At 63.1% G+C, this 17,225-nt stretch carries 22 protein-coding genes; 16 read left to right on the top strand and 6 right to left on the bottom strand.

The genetic code is table 11. The features are described 5' to 3' along the window. Window positions 1-8 precede the first annotated feature (8 nt). Window positions 9-182 (bottom strand): hypothetical protein, encoded by a 174-nt coding sequence (locus XB14_RS33120; protein WP_179119552.1) that lies wholly within the window; start codon window positions 180-182, stop codon window positions 9-11. Window positions 183-598: 416 nt separating this feature from the next. Here XB14_RS33120 and XB14_RS06895 point away from each other — a divergent pair, with 416 nt between their 5' ends. From XB14_RS06895 to XB14_RS06830, 15 genes are all read left to right on the top strand, one after another. Beyond that, a complete protein-coding gene (locus XB14_RS06895) occupies window positions 599-904 on the top strand; it encodes a hypothetical protein (RefSeq protein ID WP_077960900.1) in 306 nt (101 codons plus the stop codon). A 43-nt stretch (window positions 905-947) separates the two neighbouring features. Continuing rightward, on the top strand, window positions 948-1,070 hold the full coding sequence (locus tag XB14_RS33740) for a hypothetical protein (protein ID WP_268802270.1): 123 nt from the start codon (window positions 948-950) through the stop codon (window positions 1,068-1,070). A gap of 47 nt (window positions 1,071-1,117) precedes the next feature. After that, a complete protein-coding gene (locus tag XB14_RS06890; RefSeq protein WP_077961909.1) occupies window positions 1,118-1,375 on the top strand; it encodes a DUF1488 domain-containing protein in 258 nt (85 codons plus the stop codon). A 293-nt stretch (window positions 1,376-1,668) separates the two neighbouring features. Continuing rightward, window positions 1,669-2,442: a pyrroline-5-carboxylate reductase gene (locus tag XB14_RS06885; RefSeq protein ID WP_077960899.1), complete on the top strand. Its 774-nt coding sequence runs from the start codon at window positions 1,669-1,671 to the stop codon at window positions 2,440-2,442. A 409-nt stretch (window positions 2,443-2,851) separates the two neighbouring features. Beyond that, window positions 2,852-3,031 (top strand): hypothetical protein, encoded by a 180-nt coding sequence (locus XB14_RS06880; protein WP_077960898.1) that lies wholly within the window; start codon window positions 2,852-2,854, stop codon window positions 3,029-3,031. Window positions 3,032-3,076: 45 nt separating this feature from the next. Next, window positions 3,077-3,880 carry a formyl transferase gene (locus XB14_RS06875; RefSeq protein WP_077960897.1) on the top strand — a complete coding sequence of 268 codons (804 nt, stop codon included), beginning with the start codon at window positions 3,077-3,079 and terminating at the stop codon, window positions 3,878-3,880. Between the two features lie 238 nt (window positions 3,881-4,118). Further along, on the top strand, window positions 4,119-4,421 hold the full coding sequence (locus tag XB14_RS06870; protein ID WP_077960896.1) for a virulence factor: 303 nt from the start codon (window positions 4,119-4,121) through the stop codon (window positions 4,419-4,421). Beyond that, entirely contained in the window at window positions 4,414-5,016 is a 603-nt protein-coding gene (locus XB14_RS06865; protein ID WP_077960895.1) for a methylenetetrahydrofolate reductase C-terminal domain-containing protein, read from the top strand. Before XB14_RS06870 ends, XB14_RS06865 begins: the two co-directional genes overlap by 8 nt. Further along, entirely contained in the window at window positions 5,013-6,104 is a 1,092-nt protein-coding gene (locus tag XB14_RS06860) for a methylenetetrahydrofolate reductase (protein ID WP_077960894.1), read from the top strand. Before XB14_RS06865 ends, XB14_RS06860 begins: the two co-directional genes overlap by 4 nt. Before the next feature lie 97 nt (window positions 6,105-6,201). Continuing rightward, the gene (locus tag XB14_RS06855; RefSeq protein WP_077960893.1) at window positions 6,202-7,164 is read left to right on the top strand and encodes a methyltetrahydrofolate cobalamin methyltransferase; all 963 of its coding nucleotides are present in this window, start codon (window positions 6,202-6,204) and stop codon (window positions 7,162-7,164) included. Window positions 7,165-7,319: 155 nt separating this feature from the next. Then, complete coding sequence (locus XB14_RS06850; protein ID WP_077960892.1) at window positions 7,320-7,652, top strand: hypothetical protein; 333 nt, start codon at window positions 7,320-7,322, stop codon at window positions 7,650-7,652. Between the two features lie 185 nt (window positions 7,653-7,837). After that, window positions 7,838-9,910 (top strand): ASKHA domain-containing protein, encoded by a 2,073-nt coding sequence (locus XB14_RS06845; protein WP_077960891.1) that lies wholly within the window; start codon window positions 7,838-7,840, stop codon window positions 9,908-9,910. A gap of 135 nt (window positions 9,911-10,045) precedes the next feature. Further along, window positions 10,046-10,249: a hypothetical protein gene (locus tag XB14_RS06840; RefSeq protein WP_077960890.1), complete on the top strand. Its 204-nt coding sequence runs from the start codon at window positions 10,046-10,048 to the stop codon at window positions 10,247-10,249. A gap of 199 nt (window positions 10,250-10,448) precedes the next feature. Beyond that, entirely contained in the window at window positions 10,449-10,754 is a 306-nt protein-coding gene (locus tag XB14_RS06835) for a hypothetical protein (protein WP_077960889.1), read from the top strand. A 146-nt stretch (window positions 10,755-10,900) separates the two neighbouring features. After that, window positions 10,901-11,116: a hypothetical protein gene (locus XB14_RS06830; RefSeq protein ID WP_077960888.1), complete on the top strand. Its 216-nt coding sequence runs from the start codon at window positions 10,901-10,903 to the stop codon at window positions 11,114-11,116. A gap of 352 nt (window positions 11,117-11,468) precedes the next feature. Here XB14_RS06830 and XB14_RS06825 read toward each other — a convergent pair whose 3' ends face one another. The 5 genes from XB14_RS06825 to XB14_RS06805 form a co-directional block, all read right to left on the bottom strand. Then, window positions 11,469-12,326 carry a transporter substrate-binding domain-containing protein gene (locus XB14_RS06825; RefSeq protein ID WP_077960887.1) on the bottom strand — a complete coding sequence of 286 codons (858 nt, stop codon included), beginning with the start codon at window positions 12,324-12,326 and terminating at the stop codon, window positions 11,469-11,471. Between the two features lie 64 nt (window positions 12,327-12,390). Further along, window positions 12,391-13,167 carry an ABC transporter ATP-binding protein gene (locus tag XB14_RS06820; RefSeq protein ID WP_077960886.1) on the bottom strand — a complete coding sequence of 259 codons (777 nt, stop codon included), beginning with the start codon at window positions 13,165-13,167 and terminating at the stop codon, window positions 12,391-12,393. 2 nt (window positions 13,168-13,169) lie between these two features. Next, window positions 13,170-13,892 (bottom strand): ABC transporter permease, encoded by a 723-nt coding sequence (locus tag XB14_RS06815; RefSeq protein ID WP_077960885.1) that lies wholly within the window; start codon window positions 13,890-13,892, stop codon window positions 13,170-13,172. Next, window positions 13,892-14,611: an ABC transporter permease gene (locus XB14_RS06810; protein WP_077960884.1), complete on the bottom strand. Its 720-nt coding sequence runs from the start codon at window positions 14,609-14,611 to the stop codon at window positions 13,892-13,894. Before XB14_RS06810 ends, XB14_RS06815 begins: the two co-directional genes overlap by 1 nt. Window positions 14,612-14,641: 30 nt before the next feature. Next, window positions 14,642-16,066, bottom strand: coding sequence for a M20 family metallopeptidase (locus XB14_RS06805; protein WP_077960883.1), 1,425 nt, complete (start codon window positions 16,064-16,066; stop codon window positions 14,642-14,644). A gap of 384 nt (window positions 16,067-16,450) precedes the next feature. Here XB14_RS06805 and XB14_RS06795 point away from each other — a divergent pair, with 384 nt between their 5' ends. Continuing rightward, window positions 16,451-17,095: a GntR family transcriptional regulator gene (locus tag XB14_RS06795; RefSeq protein ID WP_077960881.1), complete on the top strand. Its 645-nt coding sequence runs from the start codon at window positions 16,451-16,453 to the stop codon at window positions 17,093-17,095. Window positions 17,096-17,225: the final 130 nt, after the last annotated feature.

Raw genomic sequence — 17,225 nt, 5'->3', positions numbered from 1 at the left:
CGGGAGAGTCATGCGGCCTCGGAAAGGAAGCGCGCAATCGCCTTCTGCAGGGCTTCGGCAGCCGTTCGGTTCAGGGCGACCTCGATCGGGCCGTCGTCGCATTCCAGGCAGAGCGTGCCGATCAGCGGCGCCGTGTGCAGGGTGATGATGTCGCTCTGGTAAAGTTTGTTCGGCTCGGGCATGACGGTCTCCAGTTCGAAACGACGAGCTTAACACATCCGCGATTGGCACCTGGGTTTTATCGCGCGGGCAACGAGAAACTCGGGAGAAACACCAGCGGCACGCCAAAAACACTTTAAATCTGCGCCGGAAGCCACACGCGCCTCAATTGAAACTCAATCGGCGCGCAATAGTATATCCAAGTAAATTTGGCCGATGTGGCTTTCGCGGTATCAGAAATTCGAACCGCACCTATCTCCTAAATTTTCGAACGACAGGCAAGCTTCGGATCCAGTGCTTGATCCATGCTTCTGCTCGAAGCACATCTCGCCTCGATACGTCTATTGGTCCCGAACCTTGATTGATCGGTCGATAACCGGCCCATCGCGCCTGCCCGACCGACCGTGTCTGCCCGCAGCCCATAAGGACCGAGACCGCCATGAACACTCTCTCTTTTACGAAACGCATCATCCGCGGCCCCCGCGACCAGTCGCCGGTTCACCGCTTCCACGTCGGCCAGCTTGTTCGCTCCAAGAGGGCACTGACGAGAGAGTCGATCAGCGGAGAAGCCTACCGCATTACCGCAACGCTGCCGATCCGCGACAATGCGCTCCAGTACCGCATTCGCAGCAGCGACGAATGCCATGAGCGCGTAACCGATGAGGGCGATCTCGAACTGATCCGTGCCGACGATAACGGAATGGCGCTGGCCGAACGGGCCTTCAAGACCAGGCACGCCCTTTAGATCCAAACCACCCCTCCAAACAGATCAGCCGCAGGAGGCGACCATGAAGTACCACATACCGGCTCAGATCTATCTCTTCGACTATCGCGGCCTGTTTGCATGGATCGCCCTTTCGCTGGCGGTCGCTGTCGTCGTGACCACGATCCTCTTCGGGCGGATCTTGTGACGGCCTGCCGCTGGCCGGCCTGGCTTGCCGCCAAAAGGATCACGATCATGCCACTGACCTTCCCAAACCCATGCCGAAGCTTCGACGAAGCGAGGAACGCCGTCCGTTTCCTTGGCCACGACGGCATGTTCGAAGTGCCCTTCTATGTCGAGGCTGCGGCCCTCTCCGGTGGCACCCGGACGACCGAGGCAGCCTGCCTCATGGCATTCGACGCCGCGCGCAACACAATCCACGAGGTCGCGACGGCAGCCTATGCCAGGGGGCGCCGGACGATCTATATCCTCACGGCCGCTGACTTCCGCTAGGTCTCGGCCAAAACGCGCAGCACCCGCTCGCCCGACACCCCTTGGTTTCGCAGGATCGCCGTCCTGTTCGGCAACATCACCCCGTCCACGTCCCTTCTCCCCACAGCGGACGACAAGGCGTGGTAACCTCAACGCACTGTTGAAATGCGTCCTGTTAACGTGGGCAACGTTGTCGCGAGCGCTTGTCGCCGGCGCCTTTGGTATTATTATTCCGCGAACCTAAACCTGTACCCGTGCAGGCCACATCCGGCAGTTTCACGGATCTGCAGAGATCACCAAGCGACAGAACTTCCATGAAACTCGGCTTCATCGGCACCGGCGCACTCTCCTCGGCGATCGTCACCGGCCTCAAGACGCTTCCCGGCGAGATCACCACCGTCGTCCTTTCGCCGCGTAACGAAGAGATCGCTGCGGGCCTTGCCGCCCGCTTTCCTGACGTGACTGTCGCTGCCGACAATCAGGCCGTGCTCGACGTCTCAGACATGGTGATGCTCGGCGTCCGGCCGCAGATTGCCCGCGATGTGCTGCCGACCTTGCGCTTCCGGCCGGATCACCACGTCGTCAGCCTGATCGCGACCTTCTCCTGCGCCGAGATCGCCGCCATGGTCGGTCCGGTCAAGCGGCTGACCAAGGCATTGCCGATGCCGATGATCGCGATCCGAAAGGGGCCGACGATCCTCTTCCCGCCCGATCCTGAGGTGGCCGCGTTCTTCGGCCGGCTCGGCAAGGCGATCGAGGTTGAAAGCGAGAGCGAGTTCGATGCGCTGAGTGTGGCGACCGCCACCTATGCCAGCTACTTCAAATACCTGGAAACGATCCATAGCTGGCTCAAGGATCACGGCATTGATGATGCCAAGGGCCACGACTATGTCGCCTCGTTGTTTAGCGCATTGGGCCAGGCGCCGGAGACGACGCCGAATGCAAGCTTCGCGCATCTGGCAGAGGATTATGCGACCCGCGGCGGCATCAACGAGCAGGTGCTGCGGGAATTGACGGAACACGGCACGTTCGAAAAGTTCAGGGAAAGCCTCGGGGCTATTCACCGGCGCATCACCGCGGCGTCGTGAGGCGAGAACAGCCCAAGCTCTGCGGATGCTCGCCCCTCATCCGGCCTGCCGGCCACCTTCTCCCCGTCACCACGGGGAGAAGGACACGTGCCGCAGCCGATCGCACCAACAATCAGCGCCTCGCTTTCCTCGTCATCGACAGCCCCACCCGCTGCGGCGCGACCTGTCCACGTCCCCTCTCCCCGCCTGCGGGGAGAGGGTTAGGGTGAGGGGCAGCCCGAGCGCGATCGTCGAGCGGCAGACATAAAGGTCCGGCCGTCACGCCGCCCACGCATCATTCGGCGATGACCAAAAATCAGCTCTTCCTCAAACACGAATCCGCGCTAACCTGTACCTTGTCTGGCGCGCAACCGCCGGACCTAAAACGAGATCCAAGGCAACCGCCCTTGTATCCACCTGGGGGACGCGAATGAAATTGCTCGAATACCTGCCCTATGCCATCGGCTGCGCGGCCGGCCTGCTCCTGGCGCTGCTGGTCGGCGCGGTCTGCGGCCTCTCGGAAGACGCGCAGATGGTGGAGACCGTCGCCCTTGTCGTCCTCGGCGGCGGCGTCGCCGAATGGTACTGGAACGAATTAAGCCGCCGGTAACGGGCGAACCTTCATAACTCGGCCCTGTTCACGCGCGGGGCCGTCATGACCGAAATCGCCAGTCCGAATCAAGCCGAAGGCAAGCGCCCCGGCCGCGTCGTCGTGGTGACCGCGGGCGGGGAAAATCCCTGGATCATGATCAACGCGCTGGCGAGCCGCTTTGCCGATATCGCGGTCGTCGAGGAGCAGCCGGAATCCAAGGGCCTGTTCCTCAGCCGCCGCGCCCGCAAGCTCGGCTGGCTGACAGCGTTCGGCCAGCTTGCGACGATGATCGCTTCGCGCTTCGGCAAGCGTTTTACCCGCAAGCGGGCGGCGGAGATCTTTGCCGCCTACAGGGTCTCGGGAACGCCCGATCCGTCGATCCCGGTCAGGCCCGTCGTATCGATCAACGACGCCGAAACCATCGCTCAAGTGCGGGCGCTAAAACCCGATGTCGTCTTCCTCATCAGTTGCCGCATGCTGAAGGCAGAAACGCTGGCCGCGATCCCCTGCCCGGTGATCAATTTCCACGCCGGCATCAACCCCGCCTATCGCGGCCTGATGGGCGGCTACTGGGCGCTGGTGAACAACGACGCGGAAAACTTCGGCGCCACTGTGCATCTGGTCGATGCCGGCGTCGATACCGGCGGCGTGCTTTGCCAGTCGCGCCAGAAGCCCGCTGCGGGCGATACGATGCACACCTATCCGCTGCTGCAGACGGCGGCTTCCACCGATATTGCGATTGCCGCCGTTGGCGATGCGATCGACGGAAAGCTGGAGGTCGTCGATGTCGCAGGCCCGTCACGGCAATGGTATCACCCGCCGATCTGGACCTGGGTGTGGAACGGTGTTCGGCGCGGCATCTGGTAGGCACGCCAAGCGCCCCTTGCCGTGCTCGGACATGGGCTAAAAGCCTGAAACTGCGGGCAATCCTTGCCAAGGGCTCTTGCCCGGGAAAAGCGCCTCGACTGCGACTTGCGCATCACCGCCAGGACGGCTGATATGGCATCCGCGCGCACGTCGTTTTTGGACATATCCGACGTCGTGGCGAGATGAGCCCGGACGCCGGGACATGCGCATTGTCGCAGGACGAGGAGAACGACACCCCATGGCAGATCGCATTATCGTCTACTGGCGCGACATTCCGGCCCAGGTCATCATCAAGAAGGGCCGCACGACGGCGAAACGCGAACTGTCGCTGCGCTTCACCGAGGCGATCGACATGTGCGCAATGCGCACGGGTGCCGCCGAAACCGACGACTATCTGGCGGAATGGCGCAAGGCCGATCCGGTGCCGGTCTCCGACGATCTGGAGACGGAGGCCGACCAGGCTGCCGCCGCACTCGAGGCCGCCTATGACCGCGAACGGCTGGTGGCACTCGTCAAGTCCGGAGGCCGCGACAATGGCTGACGCCAAACCGCCAGGCGAACCGAAGATCATGAAGGGCAACGCCGCCCCCGGCGCCAAGGCCGCGACCGGTGCTTATACCCCGACCGGCGTTTCTCCGAGCCGCCGCTCGCGCCACAAGTACACGGTCCGCCTCTGGGCGGTCCGCAACTCCCGCTTCCTCGAATGGTTCTACAACCGCTTCGCCGACCTGTTCCTGCTGCTTCATCCGCTGTGGAACGCCATCGGCTACGGCCGGGTGGAGCGTCCCGTGACCTTCGTCGAGCGCCATGTGAAGGGTTTCCTGTTCGACTGTCGCATGTGCGGCCAGTGCGCGCTGTCGTCGACGGGCATGTCCTGCCCGATGAACTGTCCGAAGCAGCTGCGCAACGGCCCCTGCGGCGGCGTGCGCGCCAACGGCAATTGTGAGGTCGAGCCGGATATGCCCTGCGTCTGGGTGCAGGCCTGGAAGGGCTCGCAGAACATGGAGAAGGGCAACGCCATTATGAACGTGCAGAAGCCGGTCAACCAGTCGCTGCGCGAAACCTCGTCCTGGCTGCGCGTGACGGCGGAAGCCGCAGCGCGCCGTGAAGCGGCATCCAAGGAAGGCCAGGCATGAGCCCCGACATCAATCCCTTCGATCCCGGCGCGCCGCTCGAGCCCCTGCCCGGCCATTCCTCGCGCGGCCGCCTTGAACGCGTGCTGCGCCGCGGCGAGTTCGCCGTCACCGCCGAACTCAATCCGCCAGACAGCGCCAACCCGCAGGACGTCTACGAGCGTGCGGCCATCTTCGACGGCTGGGTCGACGGCATCAACGCGGTCGATGCCTCGGGCGCCAACTGCCACATGTCCTCGGTCGGCATCTGCGCGCTTCTGACCCGCATGGGCTACGCGCCGATCATGCAGATCGCCTGCCGCGACAAGAACCGCATCGCCATCCAGGGCGACGTGCTCGGGGCTTCGGCCATGGGCGTGCAGAACATCATGTGCCTGACCGGAGACGGCGTGCAGGCGGGCGACCAGCCGGGCGCCAAGCCAGTCTTCGACCTCGATTGCATGTCGCTGCTCGAAACCGTGCGCATCATGCGCGACAACTCGAAGTTCCTTTCGGGCCGCAAGCTGACGACGCCGCCGCAGGTGTTCCTTGGCGCCGCCATCAACCCCTTCGCTCCGCCCTACGACTTCCGTCCCTATCGTCTCGCCAAGAAGATCGAGGCGGGCGCTCAGTTCGTCCAGAGCCAGTACTGCTTCGACGTGCCGATGTTCCGCGAATACATGAAGAAGGTGCGCGATCTCGGCCTCAACGAAAAATGCTACATCCTCGTCGGCGTCGGGCCGATGGCGTCTGCCAAGACCGCCCGCTGGATCCGTTCCAACGTGCCTGGCATCCATATTCCCGATAGCGTGATCACTCGGCTCGAAGGCGCGCAGGACCAGAAGAAGGAAGGCAAGCAGCTCTGCATCGACATCATCAACGAGGTGAAGGAGATCGAAGGCGTCTCCGGCATCCACGTGATGGCCTACCGCCAGGAAGAATATGTCGCAGAAATCGTGCATGAATCGGGCGTCTTGAAGGGCCGTAAGCCCTGGAAGCACGAGACGCTGCCGGAAGATGCGATGGTGGCCGAGCGGCTGGAACATATTCGCGAGGGCAAGGAAGAAAACCAGCAGCAGATGGCCGAGGCAGCAGCCCACCATCCGCATTGACCTGACCGCAGACAAACCGGCGCCGATGCGAAGGCGCCTATCATCGACTTCATGGGCGTGATTACATAGCCCGACGCCAAATGACAAAGGACCCTTAATGACCCGGACCATCGTCGCTTCCGCCACCCGCGAGATCATCATCGGCTTCGACCAGCCGTTCTGCGTCATCGGCGAACGCATCAACCCGACCGGCCGCAAGAAGCTTGCCGCCGAGATGATCGAAGGCAACTTCGACACGGTGATCAAGGACGCGCTGGAGCAGGTCGCGGCGGGCGCAACGATGCTCGACGTCAATGCCGGCGTCACCGCCGTCAACCCGAACGAGACCGAGCCGCCGCTGCTCGTCAAAACGCTCGAAATCGTCCAGGGCCTCGTCGACGTGCCGCTGTCGATCGACTCGTCGGTAACGGCCGCGATCGAGGCAGCACTGCGCGTCGCCAAGGGCCGCCCGCTCGTCAACTCCGTCACCGGCGAGGAAGAGAAGCTCGAAGCGATCCTGCCACTCTGCAAGAAATACGACGTGCCGGTCGTTGCCATCTCCAACGACGAGACCGGCATCTCCGAGGATCCTGATGTCCGCTTTGCCGTTGCCAAGAAGATCGTCGAGCGCGCCGCCGACTATGGCATCAAGCCGCATGACATCGTCGTCGACCCGCTGGTCATGCCGATCGGCGCCATGGGCACGGCCGGGCAGCAAGTGTTTGCGCTGCTTCGGCGTCTGCGCGAGGAGCTGAAGGTCAACACCACCTGCGGCCTTTCCAACATCTCCTTCGGCCTGCCGCACCGCCACGGCATCAATGCCGGCTTCATTCCGATGGTCATCGGCGCCGGCATGACGTCGGCGATCATGAACCCCTGCCGGCCGCAGGAAATGGAAGCGGTGCGCGCGGCCAACGTCTTGAACGGCACCGACCCGAACTGCACCCACTGGATCAAGACCTATCGCGACCACAAGCCGGCCGACGGCGGCCACGTCGTGGCGGCAGCTCCGGCAGCCGCCGGCGGCGGACGTCGCGGCGGTCGCGCGGCCCGCACCGGCGGCGCGGCGGCAAGCGAATAGATCCTGGTTCGATACTGAAGCACTCGGGGGAGAAGGACGATGGAGGCTGCGCCTCTTGTTGTCCCTCTCCCTTTAACCGTTGAAAGCTGACCATCAGGACACAAGTAGCGACAGACCTAGATTTCCGTCCGGCAACGCCAACGTGGAGACCTCCCATGACACGCCGCCTTCGCCTCGATGCAGCATCCCTCTGGTTCGAAGCCCCCTTCGTCATCGCCGTTCGGCTGCAGGAAATGCAGATGGCGGCGCTTATGGGCAAGACGCAGGACGCGACCGAGCTTCACCGCATGGTCTCCGAGAAGATCGCCGCTACCGCCGAAAGTGTCATGGCCGTCAACGTCGCGCTTTGGAAAGCCGCCTTCGACAACACGCTGCGGCTGATGACGGGTGGCACCGCTTCCGGCCACGGAACGGCGATTGCGTCTGCGGCGCTCAGGCCCTATGGCAAGCGGGTGCGCAGCAACGCCCGGCGGCTGTCGCGCAAGTGATCTGCACTGCCGCCGAGCCTCAGGCCTAACTGTTTGAAACAGATGCTTCCATGTCGGGATTGGACAACTATCGGGCGCCGTTCCGGTGCAGTCTGAAACCGTTTACCCGTGCTTCGCTTGCGAGATGAAACACCTTGCCGGTGTTTCACTCCGGACCAAGCGGACCTCATGAAAGACCACAGAGCATGCGCATCGAAGGCACCTCCGAGATCGAGACCAACATGACCGAAGCCGCGCAAAAGGAACCTCTGGTGCTGTTCATGCCCTCGGGCAAGCGCGGCCGCTTCCCGGTTGGAACGCCGGTTCTCGATGCGGCGCGCAAGCTTGGCGTCTATGTCGAAAGCGTGTGCGGCGGGCGCGCCACCTGCGGCCGCTGTCAGATCGAGGTGCAGGAAGGCAACTTCGCCAAGCACAAGATCGTCTCGTCCAACGACCACATCTCGGACAAGGGCCCGAAGGAAGAGCGCTACGAGAAGATCCGCGGCCTGCCCGATGGCCGCCGCCTCTCCTGTTCCGCCCAGATCCTCGGCGACCTCGTCATCGACGTGCCGCAGGATACCGTCATCAACGCCCAGGTCGTGCGCAAGGCCGCGACCGACCGTGTGATCGAGCGCAATGCCGCCGTCCAGCTCTGCTACGTCGAGGTCGACGAGCCCGACATGCACAAGCCGCTCGGCGATCTCGACCGGCTGAAGGTGATGCTGGAGAAGGACTGGGGCTGGAAGGACCTCTTGATCGCGCCGCACCTGATTCCGCAGGTGCAGGCAATCCTGCGCAAGGGCAACTGGGCCGTCACCGCCGCCATCCACCGCGACATGGATTCATCCCGCCCCTTCATCGTCGGCCTGTGGCCGGGCCTCAAGAACGAGGCCTATGGCGTTGCCTGCGACATCGGCTCGACGACGATCGCCATGCATCTGGTGTCGCTGCTGTCGGGCCGTATCGCCGCGTCCTCGGGCGCCTCCAACCCGCAGATCCGCTTCGGCGAAGACCTGATGAGCCGCGTCTCCTATGTGATGATGAACCCGGATGGCCGCGAGGCTATGACCAAGGCCGTGCGCGAGGCGGTCAATGGCCTCATCGGCAAGGTCTGTGCCGAGGGCGAAGTCGACCGCCACGACATTCTCGACATGGTCTTCGTCGCCAACCCGATCATGCACCACCTGTTCCTCGGCATCGACCCGACGGAGCTCGGCCAGGCGCCGTTTGCGCTCGCAGTTTCCGGCGCGCTGCAATATTGGGCGCACGAACTCGACATCGACGTCAATCGCGGCGCGCGGCTCTACATGCTGCCCTGCATCGCCGGCCATGTCGGCGCTGATGCGGCGGGCGCGACGCTGTCGGAAGGCCCCTATCGCCAGGACAAGATGATGCTGCTCGTCGATGTCGGTACCAATGCCGAGATCGTGCTCGGCAACAAAGACCGCGTCGTCGCCGCCTCCTCGCCGACCGGCCCGGCCTTCGAAGGTGCGGAAATCTCGTCCGGCCAGCGCGCCGCCCCAGGTGCCATCGAGCGCGTGCGCATCGACCCGGTAACGCTTGAGCCGCGCTTCCGCGTCATCGGCGTCGAAAAGTGGTCGGACGAGGAAGGTTTTGCCGAAGCCGCGGCTGGCGTCGGCGTCACCGGCATCTGTGGCTCGGCGATCATCGAGATCGTCGCCGAAATGTATCTCTCGGGCATCATCTCCGAGGACGGTGTCGTCGATGGTGCCATGGCGGCGAAAAGCCCGCGCATCATCCCGAACGGCCGCACCTTCTCCTATCTGCTGCACGACGGCGAACCGCGCATCACGGTGACGCAGAATGACATCCGCGCCATCCAGCTTGCCAAGGCGGCACTCTATGCCGGCATCAAGCTCTTGATGGAAAAGCAGGGCGTCGACCACGTCGACACCATCCGCTTTGCCGGCGCCTTCGGCTCCTTCATCGATCCGAAATACGCGATGGTGCTGGGCCTTATCCCGGACTGTGACCTCGACGATGTCAAGGCCGTCGGCAACGCCGCCGGTACCGGCGCGCTGATGGCGCTCTTGAACCGCGGCCACCGCCGCGAGATCGAGCAAACTGTCAGCAAAATCGAGAAGATAGAGACGGCTCTTGAATCAAAGTTTCAGGAGCATTTCGTCAACGCCATGGCGATGCCGAACAAGGTCGACAGCTTCCCGAAGCTTTCGACCGTGGTCACCTTGCCGGAGCGCAAGGTGAGCAGCGATGACGGTGAAGGCGGCGGACGGCGGCGGAGGAGGAGCCGGGAGTAGTCTGGTAACCATTCCGAGCTCTCACACGTCTCTGCCGTGTCGAAATACGACAACCGCCGTATGTCTTCGTTCTCACAGCAGGTCTACGCCGAGGTTGGCGCGCTTTTCCGCGTGCTTTGAACCAAGGAGAGACCAATGAAGATCATCATCGCGGTTGCGGCATCGCTTGCATTTGCCGGCTCCGCCTTCGCAGCGCGTTCGCTGGGGGCCGCTGAAAATCAGCCGGCCGCCAAAGCCATTGAAGCAATCGAGTTGGCGGGCGGTAGCGGGAAACCCAACACGACGCCAGGCACGGGCAGGTCCAACCTCACCCGCGGCAAAACCTCGTACTTTGGTTGACGCAAACGAAGGGCGGCACCAGCCGCCCTCTCGCCAGGAAAGTGGCGGCCGACCGCACAAGCGAAAGGCCTCGTTTGGTCGCGCATCGGGCTATCTTGCTGTTTGGTGAATGTGGACACTGGAGATTTCAGCTTGCCTTAATTCCGACGGCGGGCGACGGTCTGATGAAACCTATTCCTTAAACTGGCATCCAGAACCCATGAACGACAAAATTCTCGATACCCTGACCGGCATGTACTTCACAGTCGACGATCCCGATGGCACCTACGGCACCGGCCAGGTTATCCGCCTTGCCGCCGAAGGGATCTACTTCATTCGCTACGACGGCAACGAGGTGGAATTGCCGATGGAGCTGGTCTCGATCGGCGAGATGCTGCAGACCACCGAAGAGGACTACAAGCTCTGGCGGTTCTTTGACACGATCGAGGAACGGGACAAGTGGATCGAGTGGCTGGACGCGCCCTCGAAGCCGCGTGTCGTCACGCTGGTGCGGCCGACCAAGTAACGGCCCTCCCCAATCTACCGCGCACCCGCTTTCCGCGACCGCCCCTGCTGCAGGGACACGGTCAGCGGGTGAGCGCGCCTGAAATTTCCCTTTGGTTCGCCCGCAAATATATTATAATTTACTCATATATTTGCGGAGGGATTTTCATGAAAGACATTGCGAACACGATGAACGCCGAGTTTCAGGGCAGCGCCGTCAACGTCCTGTCGACCGACCCGCTTCTCGGCACGTTCGAACTCACGTCCTCGACCGGCGAGACCATCGAGGTCTTGCTGGATCGCTACAGCGCCGAAGCGTTGATTGCGGCGATTATGCAATTCCTGGCGCATGACGAAGACGATCAAGCGACTTGGCTGCAGTGACGAAACCGGCTGCACGAACAGGAGAGCTTGATTTCTAACACCCACCGGACGATGCGCGACTGCGATGCGCTTTGGCATTGGAGCGAAATGGGGGTGATCGGCCAATAAAAAAGGCCGGGGCGAAACCGCACCGACCTTCCTCATCATCGCTCTTACACCAGTGCCAGTACATCCGTGGTCAAAAGTCTAAAGCGACGCGGCAATTGCGAGCGGCGAAACGTTTCAGCGCTCATCAGCAATGCCGGTGAGCAGGTGTATACGGGGCGATTGTGTTCGAAACAAGTTCGGAAACAACAGAAAGGCGCGCATTCGGTGAACACGCGGCTTCCTGGAAGGACGGACCGTTCCGGCCTTATTGCGGCGTCAGGTCGAAGCCGAACCACTTCTCGGAGAGGCGCTTGATGGTGCCATCGGCCTTGGCGGCGGCAATCGCGTCATCGAACAACGCCTTCAGTTCGGGGTCGGTCTTGCGCAGGCCGACCGAGCTGCCGGCGCCGAGGAAGCCGCCCTGGAATCGGGGGCCGGCGATGACCATGTCGCTGTTGGCAGGCTTTTCGACCGTGGTCTTCAGGTAGCCCATGGAGGCCATGACGAAATCGACGCGGCCGGCGACGAGGTCGAGGTCGTGCTGTTCGGTGGTCTTGTACTCGCGCACCTCGACGACGTCCTTCAGATATTCGTCGATGAAGCGTGCGGCAATCGAGGCGGTCTGGACGCCGATGGTCTTGCCTTCGATCAGCGGCTTCAACTCATCGACCGCCTTGCGGGCGCCGGCCTCGTTGGAGGCGAGCGAGAAGAGCTCACCCTTCATCGGCAGGGTTTCGAGATCGCCGCCCTTCAGCGTCGCGAAGGCCTGACCGGTGCTGCCGTAGGACACCGAGAAGTCGATGACTTCCTTGCGCTTCTCGGTTGCCGACATGCCGGCCATGATCGCGTCGAACTTGCCGGCGTTGAGCGCCGGGATCAGGCCATCGAAGGACTGGGCGATGACGGTGCATTCGACCTTCATGTGGTCGCAGAGGATCTTGCTGAGCTCGATCTCGTAGCCGTCGAGCGTGCCGTCGGCCTTGGCGAGGTTATAGGGCGGAAAGGCGCCTTCGGTGGCGATCGTCACCTTAGTCCAATTCTTGTCCTCGGCTTGCGCCGGCATGGACATCAGCCCCGCGGCCACGGCAAGCGCCGAAGCGATGATTGCGGTCGTCTTTTTCATTACAGCATTCCCCTTTTGTGGATGTTGATTGCTTTGTTTTTCGGCCCGCCGATCACGACAGACTTCAACTCTTGATGAACTGGCGGAAGCGTTCGGACTTCGAACGGGTGAAGACCTCGTGTGGCGGCCCCTCTTCCTCGATCGTGCCCTTGTGCACGAAGACGACGCGGCTGGAGACGTCGCGGGCAAAGCCCATCTCGTGGGTGACGACCAGCATGGTGCGGCCCTCTTCGGCGAGCCCCCGCATGACGCGCAGCACCTCGCCGACGAGTTCCGGGTCGAGCGCCGAGGTCGGCTCGTCGAAGAGCATCGCCTTCGGGCGCATGGCGAGCGCCCGGGCGATCGCGGCGCGCTGCTGCTGGCCGCCGGAGAGATGCGACGGATAATGATTGCGCTTGTCGGCGATGCCGACCTTGGCAAGCAGCGCTTCCGCCTCCTCGATCGCTTCCGCCCGCGGCCGCTTCAGCACATGCACCGGCGCCTCGATGACGTTTTCGAGCACGGTCTTGTGGGACCAGAGGTTGAAGCTCTGGAACACCATGCCGAGTTCGGAGCGAATGCGGTCCACCTGCTTCTGATCGGCCGGACGGCTGCGCCCGTCGCCCGAAGTCTTCAGGCGGATCGCCTCGCCGGCGACCTCGATCGTGCCCGAATTCGGCACCTCCAGCATGTTGATGCAGCGTAGCAGCGTCGACTTGCCGGAGCCGGAGGATCCGAGAATGGAAATCACCTCGCCCTCGCGTGCGTCGAGCGACACGCCTTTCAGCACCTCGACCGGGCCGAAGCTCTTGTGAAGGTCGTGCACGCGGATCGCGACCGGTGCGGTAACGGCGGCGGACATGTTCAATGCGTTTCTCCCTTGAGTTCGGTGGAGATCGGAAGCGGCGGGCGCAGTTGCGGGTTCAATCGGTGTTCGGCAAACGCGACGAGCCGGGTCAGCGCGAAGTTGATGGCGAGATAGATGACGCCGGCGACGACGAAGACCTCGATCACCCGGTAGCTCTCCGAAATCAGCTTGGCGGCGACGCCGGTGATTTCCATCAGCGTGATGATCGAGGCGAGCGCGGTCGCCTTGACCATGGAGATCATCTCGTTGCCGTAGCCGGGCAGCGCCTGGCGCAGCGCCTGCGGCATGACGATGCGGCGGAAGATCATCAGGCGCCCCATGCCGCAGGCGCGCGCTGCCTCGACCTGGCCGTGCGGCACCGAAAGCAGGCCGCCGCGGATGATTTCGCTCGCATAGGCGGCGGTGTTCAGCATCAGCGCCAGCACGGCACACCAGTAAGGCTCGCGAAGCAACGGCCAGAAGATACTGTGCCGGACAGCCGGAAACTGGCTGAGGCCGTAATAGATCAGGAAGATCTGCACGAGCAGCGGCGTTCCACGAAACAGGAACACGTAAGTGCGGGCAAAGAGATCGAGCGCGAGGATGCCGGACAGACGCGCCAGCGCCAGGCCGAGGGCCAGAACCGAGCCGAGCGCGATCGAGGTTGTTGCGAGCTGCAGCGTCAGCGGCAGGGCCGCCGCCAAGCTCCAGAAGGTTTCTAGGGCGAACTTGATATCCATCAGCCCCTCCTGACGCCGCGCGAGAACCGGCGCTCGGTGACCTGAAGGATGAGGCCCGAGACCGTTGAAATCGCGAGATAGATCATTGCCGCGATGAAGAAGAAGTCGAACGGGCGGCTGGTCGATCCGGCGCCGATCTGCGCCTGGCGCAAGAGTTCGACGACGCCGGTGACCGAGACCAGCGCCGATTCCTTCAGCACCACCTGCCAGACGTTGCCGAGGCCGGGCAGCGCATGACGCAGCGTCAGCGGCACGGTGATCCGGCGGAACTTGAGGAACCGCCCCATGCCGCAGGCGGTCGCCGCCTCCAGTTCGCCCGGATGCACGGCGCGGAAAGCACCGCGATAAACTTCAGTCTGCTGCGCGCCGGAGGTGATGCCGACGGCAAGCGCGCCGGCGATGAAGCCCGGGAAGCTGACGAAACCCTCGGCACCGTACAATTGGCCGATTGCCGTCACCACGGCGCTGCCGCCGAAATAGAAGAGGTAGATGACCAGCAGGTCGGGTATGCCGCGAAGGACGGTGGTGTAGGCCTCGGCGCAGCCGCGAACGACCGGGCCGCCGGAAATCTTCGCCCAGGCGCCGAAGGTGCCGATGAGGCCGCCGATCGCAAAACCTGCGATCGCGATCAGGATCGTCATCCAGGCGCCGGCGGCGAGCGCCGGCCCCCAGCCGTCCGCCCCGAAGCTGATGATGTCAAGGAAACCGGGCTCAGTCATCGCAGCGCCTCCCTTCGCTTGTCGATCGACTTAACCATGCCTCACCCCGGGGATCGGCGGATAGACATCGGCAGGAATGGGATTGACGAAGGGCGTGCCCTCCAGCCTTGCTGCATGGTCGGCCTTGGCGGCAGCGATGAGCGTGGGGTCGAGGATCAGCTCGACCGCCGTGCTCGCCATCACCTTGGCGGCATGTTCCATGCCCGTGTGCGCGGCCGGCAGCTTGCCCTGGGCAACGAGCTGCCAGGAATGGCCGGGCGTGCCGATCGCGTAAGTGGCGCCACGCATCTGCACGGTCGGCACCACCCAGCTCACCGTCCCGACATCGGTGGAGCCGACGAGCGTGCCGGCGCCGTTTTCGGGCGGAAAGATCGTATCGCAGAGGGAAACGCCGCGGCGCAGCTTCAGGCCGAAGCGCTCGAAGGCAGACGCGATATCCTCCTGGGTGAAGGTCTCCTGGAACTTTGCGGCCGTCCGGCGGTCGTCCTCGTCGAACTCAGGTGGCCCCAGGCGCTCGAGCTGGCGATGCATCAGCGCTTCCAGCGGCGTATTGCCGATCAGATTGGCGTCGCCGCTGACGATCTCGTCCGTAACGGTGGTGCCGGTCATCATGGCCGCGCCCTTGGCGACGCTGCGGACGCGTTCGACGAGATCGAGCAGTTCCGGCAGGCTGCGGGCGCGCACGAGATAGCGCGCCTTCGCCCGGGCCTGGACGACGTTCGGCGCATTGCCGCCCGTGTCCGTCACCGCATAGTGGATACGCGCCGACGACGGCATGTGTTCGCGAAGATAGTTGACGCCGACATTCATCAGTTCGAGCGCATCGAGCGCACTGCGGCCGAGATGGGGTGCCGCCGAGGCATGCGACGCCCGGCCGCTGAAGCGGAAGTCGAGTTCGTTGCAGGCAAGCGAGATCGGGTTGTTGACGCCGGCAAAGGGTGCGGGATGCCAGGAGATCGCGATATCGACATCGTCGAAAACGCCGGCCCGAACCATGAAGCCCTTGGACGAGCCGCCCTCTTCCGCCGGGCAGCCATAATAGCGGACCCGCCCCTTGAGGCCCTTGGCGGCGAGATAATCCTTGACGGCGGCAGCCGCCATCATCGCGCCGGCGCCGAGCAGGTTGTGGCCGCAGCCATGGCCGTTGCCGCCTTCGACAAGCGGCCGCTCCTCGGCAACACCTGCCGCCTGGCTCAAGCCTGGCAGCGCATCGAACTCGCCGAGGATGGCGATGACCGGCCCGCCCTCGCCCGCTTCGCCCATGACCGCCGTCGGCATGCCGGCAATGCCGCGCGAAACACGAAAACCCTCGGCCTCCAAAAGCGCCGCGTGTTCGGACGACGAGGCAAACTCCTCGTAGTTCGTTTCCGGCGTATCCCAAACCCGGTCGCTGAGCACGAAAAAGCGCTCGCGCTTGGCTTCGAGAAGGTCCCAGACGGCATGCGAATTCTTCATGGTTTACCGACGCCCTCAATGATAGTATCCATAATTGGCGCCAATTTACGGAATCATTTTTGGATACACAAGAGAGGCGTCGTGAATTATTTCGATTGGCATCAAGCGTGCGTCGCGAGGCGTGATCGTGGAGACTGGACGCACCCTCAAGACGTTGAAACTGAGCGAGAAAATCCCCTCGCTCAGATTGAATTGTCCAGGGCGTCATCATAGTTTCTCCAAAAATGGAGCCAATTCCGCCTACTGCATGTTTCCTTCAATCGCAGCCGATGAAAGGCTAAAAACATGCAGCAATTCAAAGCGCTACAGCGACCTTTGCACGTCCGATAAGACGCGCGGCGCTGCAGGGACGGAGAAGTCGACATGAGAGCAACAGGACCGGCAATGAGCGAAGATCGGATGGAAACGGAAGCGCCCGAGGAGAAGAAGGACGTGACCGACCTGTTGCTGCAGGACATCCTGACCGGAACGCTTCCCGCCGGCACCTGGCTGAAGCAGATCGACCTGGAGCGCCGTTACGACTGCACGCGGCCGGAGGTGCGGCGCGCGCTCGACCGCCTGTCGCAAAAGCGCCTGGTGCAGCACAATCCGAACCGCGGCTACCAGGTCTATGAACTGGACGATCAGCGCACGCGCGAGATCAGCGACATCCGCGTGATTCTCGAGACCGGCATCGCTGACCGGATGATCGCCAACGCAACGCCGGAAGCCGTCAGGGACTTGCGCGAGCTCGCCAACGTCTTCGACGAAATGTCGTTTCGCGGCTCCATCATGGAGCACTACGACGCCAACCTCGCCTTCCACCGCGCCCTGCTCATGCTGGCAGGCAACATCGAGCTCGTGAACATCATCGCCGAAATCCGCCAACGGACCGCTTCAGCCCCGGTCTCGCAATGGCGCACCCGCGCCCGCATCGAGCAGTCGGCGCGCGAGCATCATCTGATGGTCGATGCGCTGGAGGCACGAGACCTCCCCGAGCTGAGGCGGCTGATCGAAATCCACATCCGCCAGGCGCCGATCAAGGCGTGAACTTTGCCATCTCGGTGCTTCGCCGGTCAGGCGACGGCAACTTTGCGGGCATGCCAATTGCCGTTGTTTGACGGTTGGTGGCAAGCGACATAGCAAGGGAAATACCGGCTGCGCTGATTGCCGAGAAATC

Origin of the sequence: Ensifer adhaerens (genome assembly GCF_002007205.1) — a bacterium.
Classification (GTDB): Bacteria; Pseudomonadota; Alphaproteobacteria; order Rhizobiales; family Rhizobiaceae; genus Ensifer; species Ensifer adhaerens_D.
The sequence above is the reverse complement of the archived record's forward strand: the minus strand, read 5'-3'. Positions and strand labels throughout refer to the sequence as shown.

What these genes read in the sequence shown, in the direction of transcription:
- XB14_RS06820 (WP_077960886.1), bottom strand. Translation starts at nt 13,167, where the DNA reads ATGTCCGCCGCCGTTACCGCACCGGTCGCGATCCGCGTGCACGACCTT.
- XB14_RS06865 (WP_077960895.1), top strand. Translation starts at nt 4,414, where the DNA reads ATGGCTGACGCCAAACCGCCAGGCGAACCGAAGATCATGAAGGGCAAC.
- XB14_RS06855 (WP_077960893.1), top strand. Translation starts at nt 6,202, where the DNA reads ATGACCCGGACCATCGTCGCTTCCGCCACCCGCGAGATCATCATCGGC.
- XB14_RS06810 (WP_077960884.1), bottom strand. Translation starts at nt 14,611, where the DNA reads ATGACTGAGCCCGGTTTCCTTGACATCATCAGCTTCGGGGCGGACGGC.
- XB14_RS06870 (WP_077960896.1), top strand. Translation starts at nt 4,119, where the DNA reads ATGGCAGATCGCATTATCGTCTACTGGCGCGACATTCCGGCCCAGGTC.
- XB14_RS06895 (WP_077960900.1), top strand. Translation starts at nt 599, where the DNA reads ATGAACACTCTCTCTTTTACGAAACGCATCATCCGCGGCCCCCGCGAC.
- XB14_RS06845 (WP_077960891.1), top strand. Translation starts at nt 7,838, where the DNA reads ATGCGCATCGAAGGCACCTCCGAGATCGAGACCAACATGACCGAAGCC.
- XB14_RS06840 (WP_077960890.1), top strand. Translation starts at nt 10,046, where the DNA reads ATGAAGATCATCATCGCGGTTGCGGCATCGCTTGCATTTGCCGGCTCC.
- XB14_RS06795 (WP_077960881.1), top strand. Translation starts at nt 16,451, where the DNA reads ATGAGCGAAGATCGGATGGAAACGGAAGCGCCCGAGGAGAAGAAGGAC.
- XB14_RS06825 (WP_077960887.1), bottom strand. Translation starts at nt 12,326, where the DNA reads ATGAAAAAGACGACCGCAATCATCGCTTCGGCGCTTGCCGTGGCCGCG.
- XB14_RS06835 (WP_077960889.1), top strand. Translation starts at nt 10,449, where the DNA reads ATGAACGACAAAATTCTCGATACCCTGACCGGCATGTACTTCACAGTC.
- XB14_RS06830 (WP_077960888.1), top strand. Translation starts at nt 10,901, where the DNA reads ATGAAAGACATTGCGAACACGATGAACGCCGAGTTTCAGGGCAGCGCC.
- XB14_RS33740 (WP_268802270.1), top strand. Translation starts at nt 948, where the DNA reads ATGAAGTACCACATACCGGCTCAGATCTATCTCTTCGACTATCGCGGC.
- XB14_RS06875 (WP_077960897.1), top strand. Translation starts at nt 3,077, where the DNA reads ATGACCGAAATCGCCAGTCCGAATCAAGCCGAAGGCAAGCGCCCCGGC.
- XB14_RS06860 (WP_077960894.1), top strand. Translation starts at nt 5,013, where the DNA reads ATGAGCCCCGACATCAATCCCTTCGATCCCGGCGCGCCGCTCGAGCCC.
- XB14_RS06880 (WP_077960898.1), top strand. Translation starts at nt 2,852, where the DNA reads ATGAAATTGCTCGAATACCTGCCCTATGCCATCGGCTGCGCGGCCGGC.
- XB14_RS06850 (WP_077960892.1), top strand. Translation starts at nt 7,320, where the DNA reads ATGACACGCCGCCTTCGCCTCGATGCAGCATCCCTCTGGTTCGAAGCC.
- XB14_RS06890 (WP_077961909.1), top strand. Translation starts at nt 1,118, where the DNA reads ATGCCACTGACCTTCCCAAACCCATGCCGAAGCTTCGACGAAGCGAGG.
- XB14_RS06815 (WP_077960885.1), bottom strand. Translation starts at nt 13,892, where the DNA reads ATGGATATCAAGTTCGCCCTAGAAACCTTCTGGAGCTTGGCGGCGGCC.
- XB14_RS33120 (WP_179119552.1), bottom strand. Translation starts at nt 182, where the DNA reads ATGCCCGAGCCGAACAAACTTTACCAGAGCGACATCATCACCCTGCAC.
- XB14_RS06885 (WP_077960899.1), top strand. Translation starts at nt 1,669, where the DNA reads ATGAAACTCGGCTTCATCGGCACCGGCGCACTCTCCTCGGCGATCGTC.
- XB14_RS06805 (WP_077960883.1), bottom strand. Translation starts at nt 16,066, where the DNA reads ATGAAGAATTCGCATGCCGTCTGGGACCTTCTCGAAGCCAAGCGCGAG.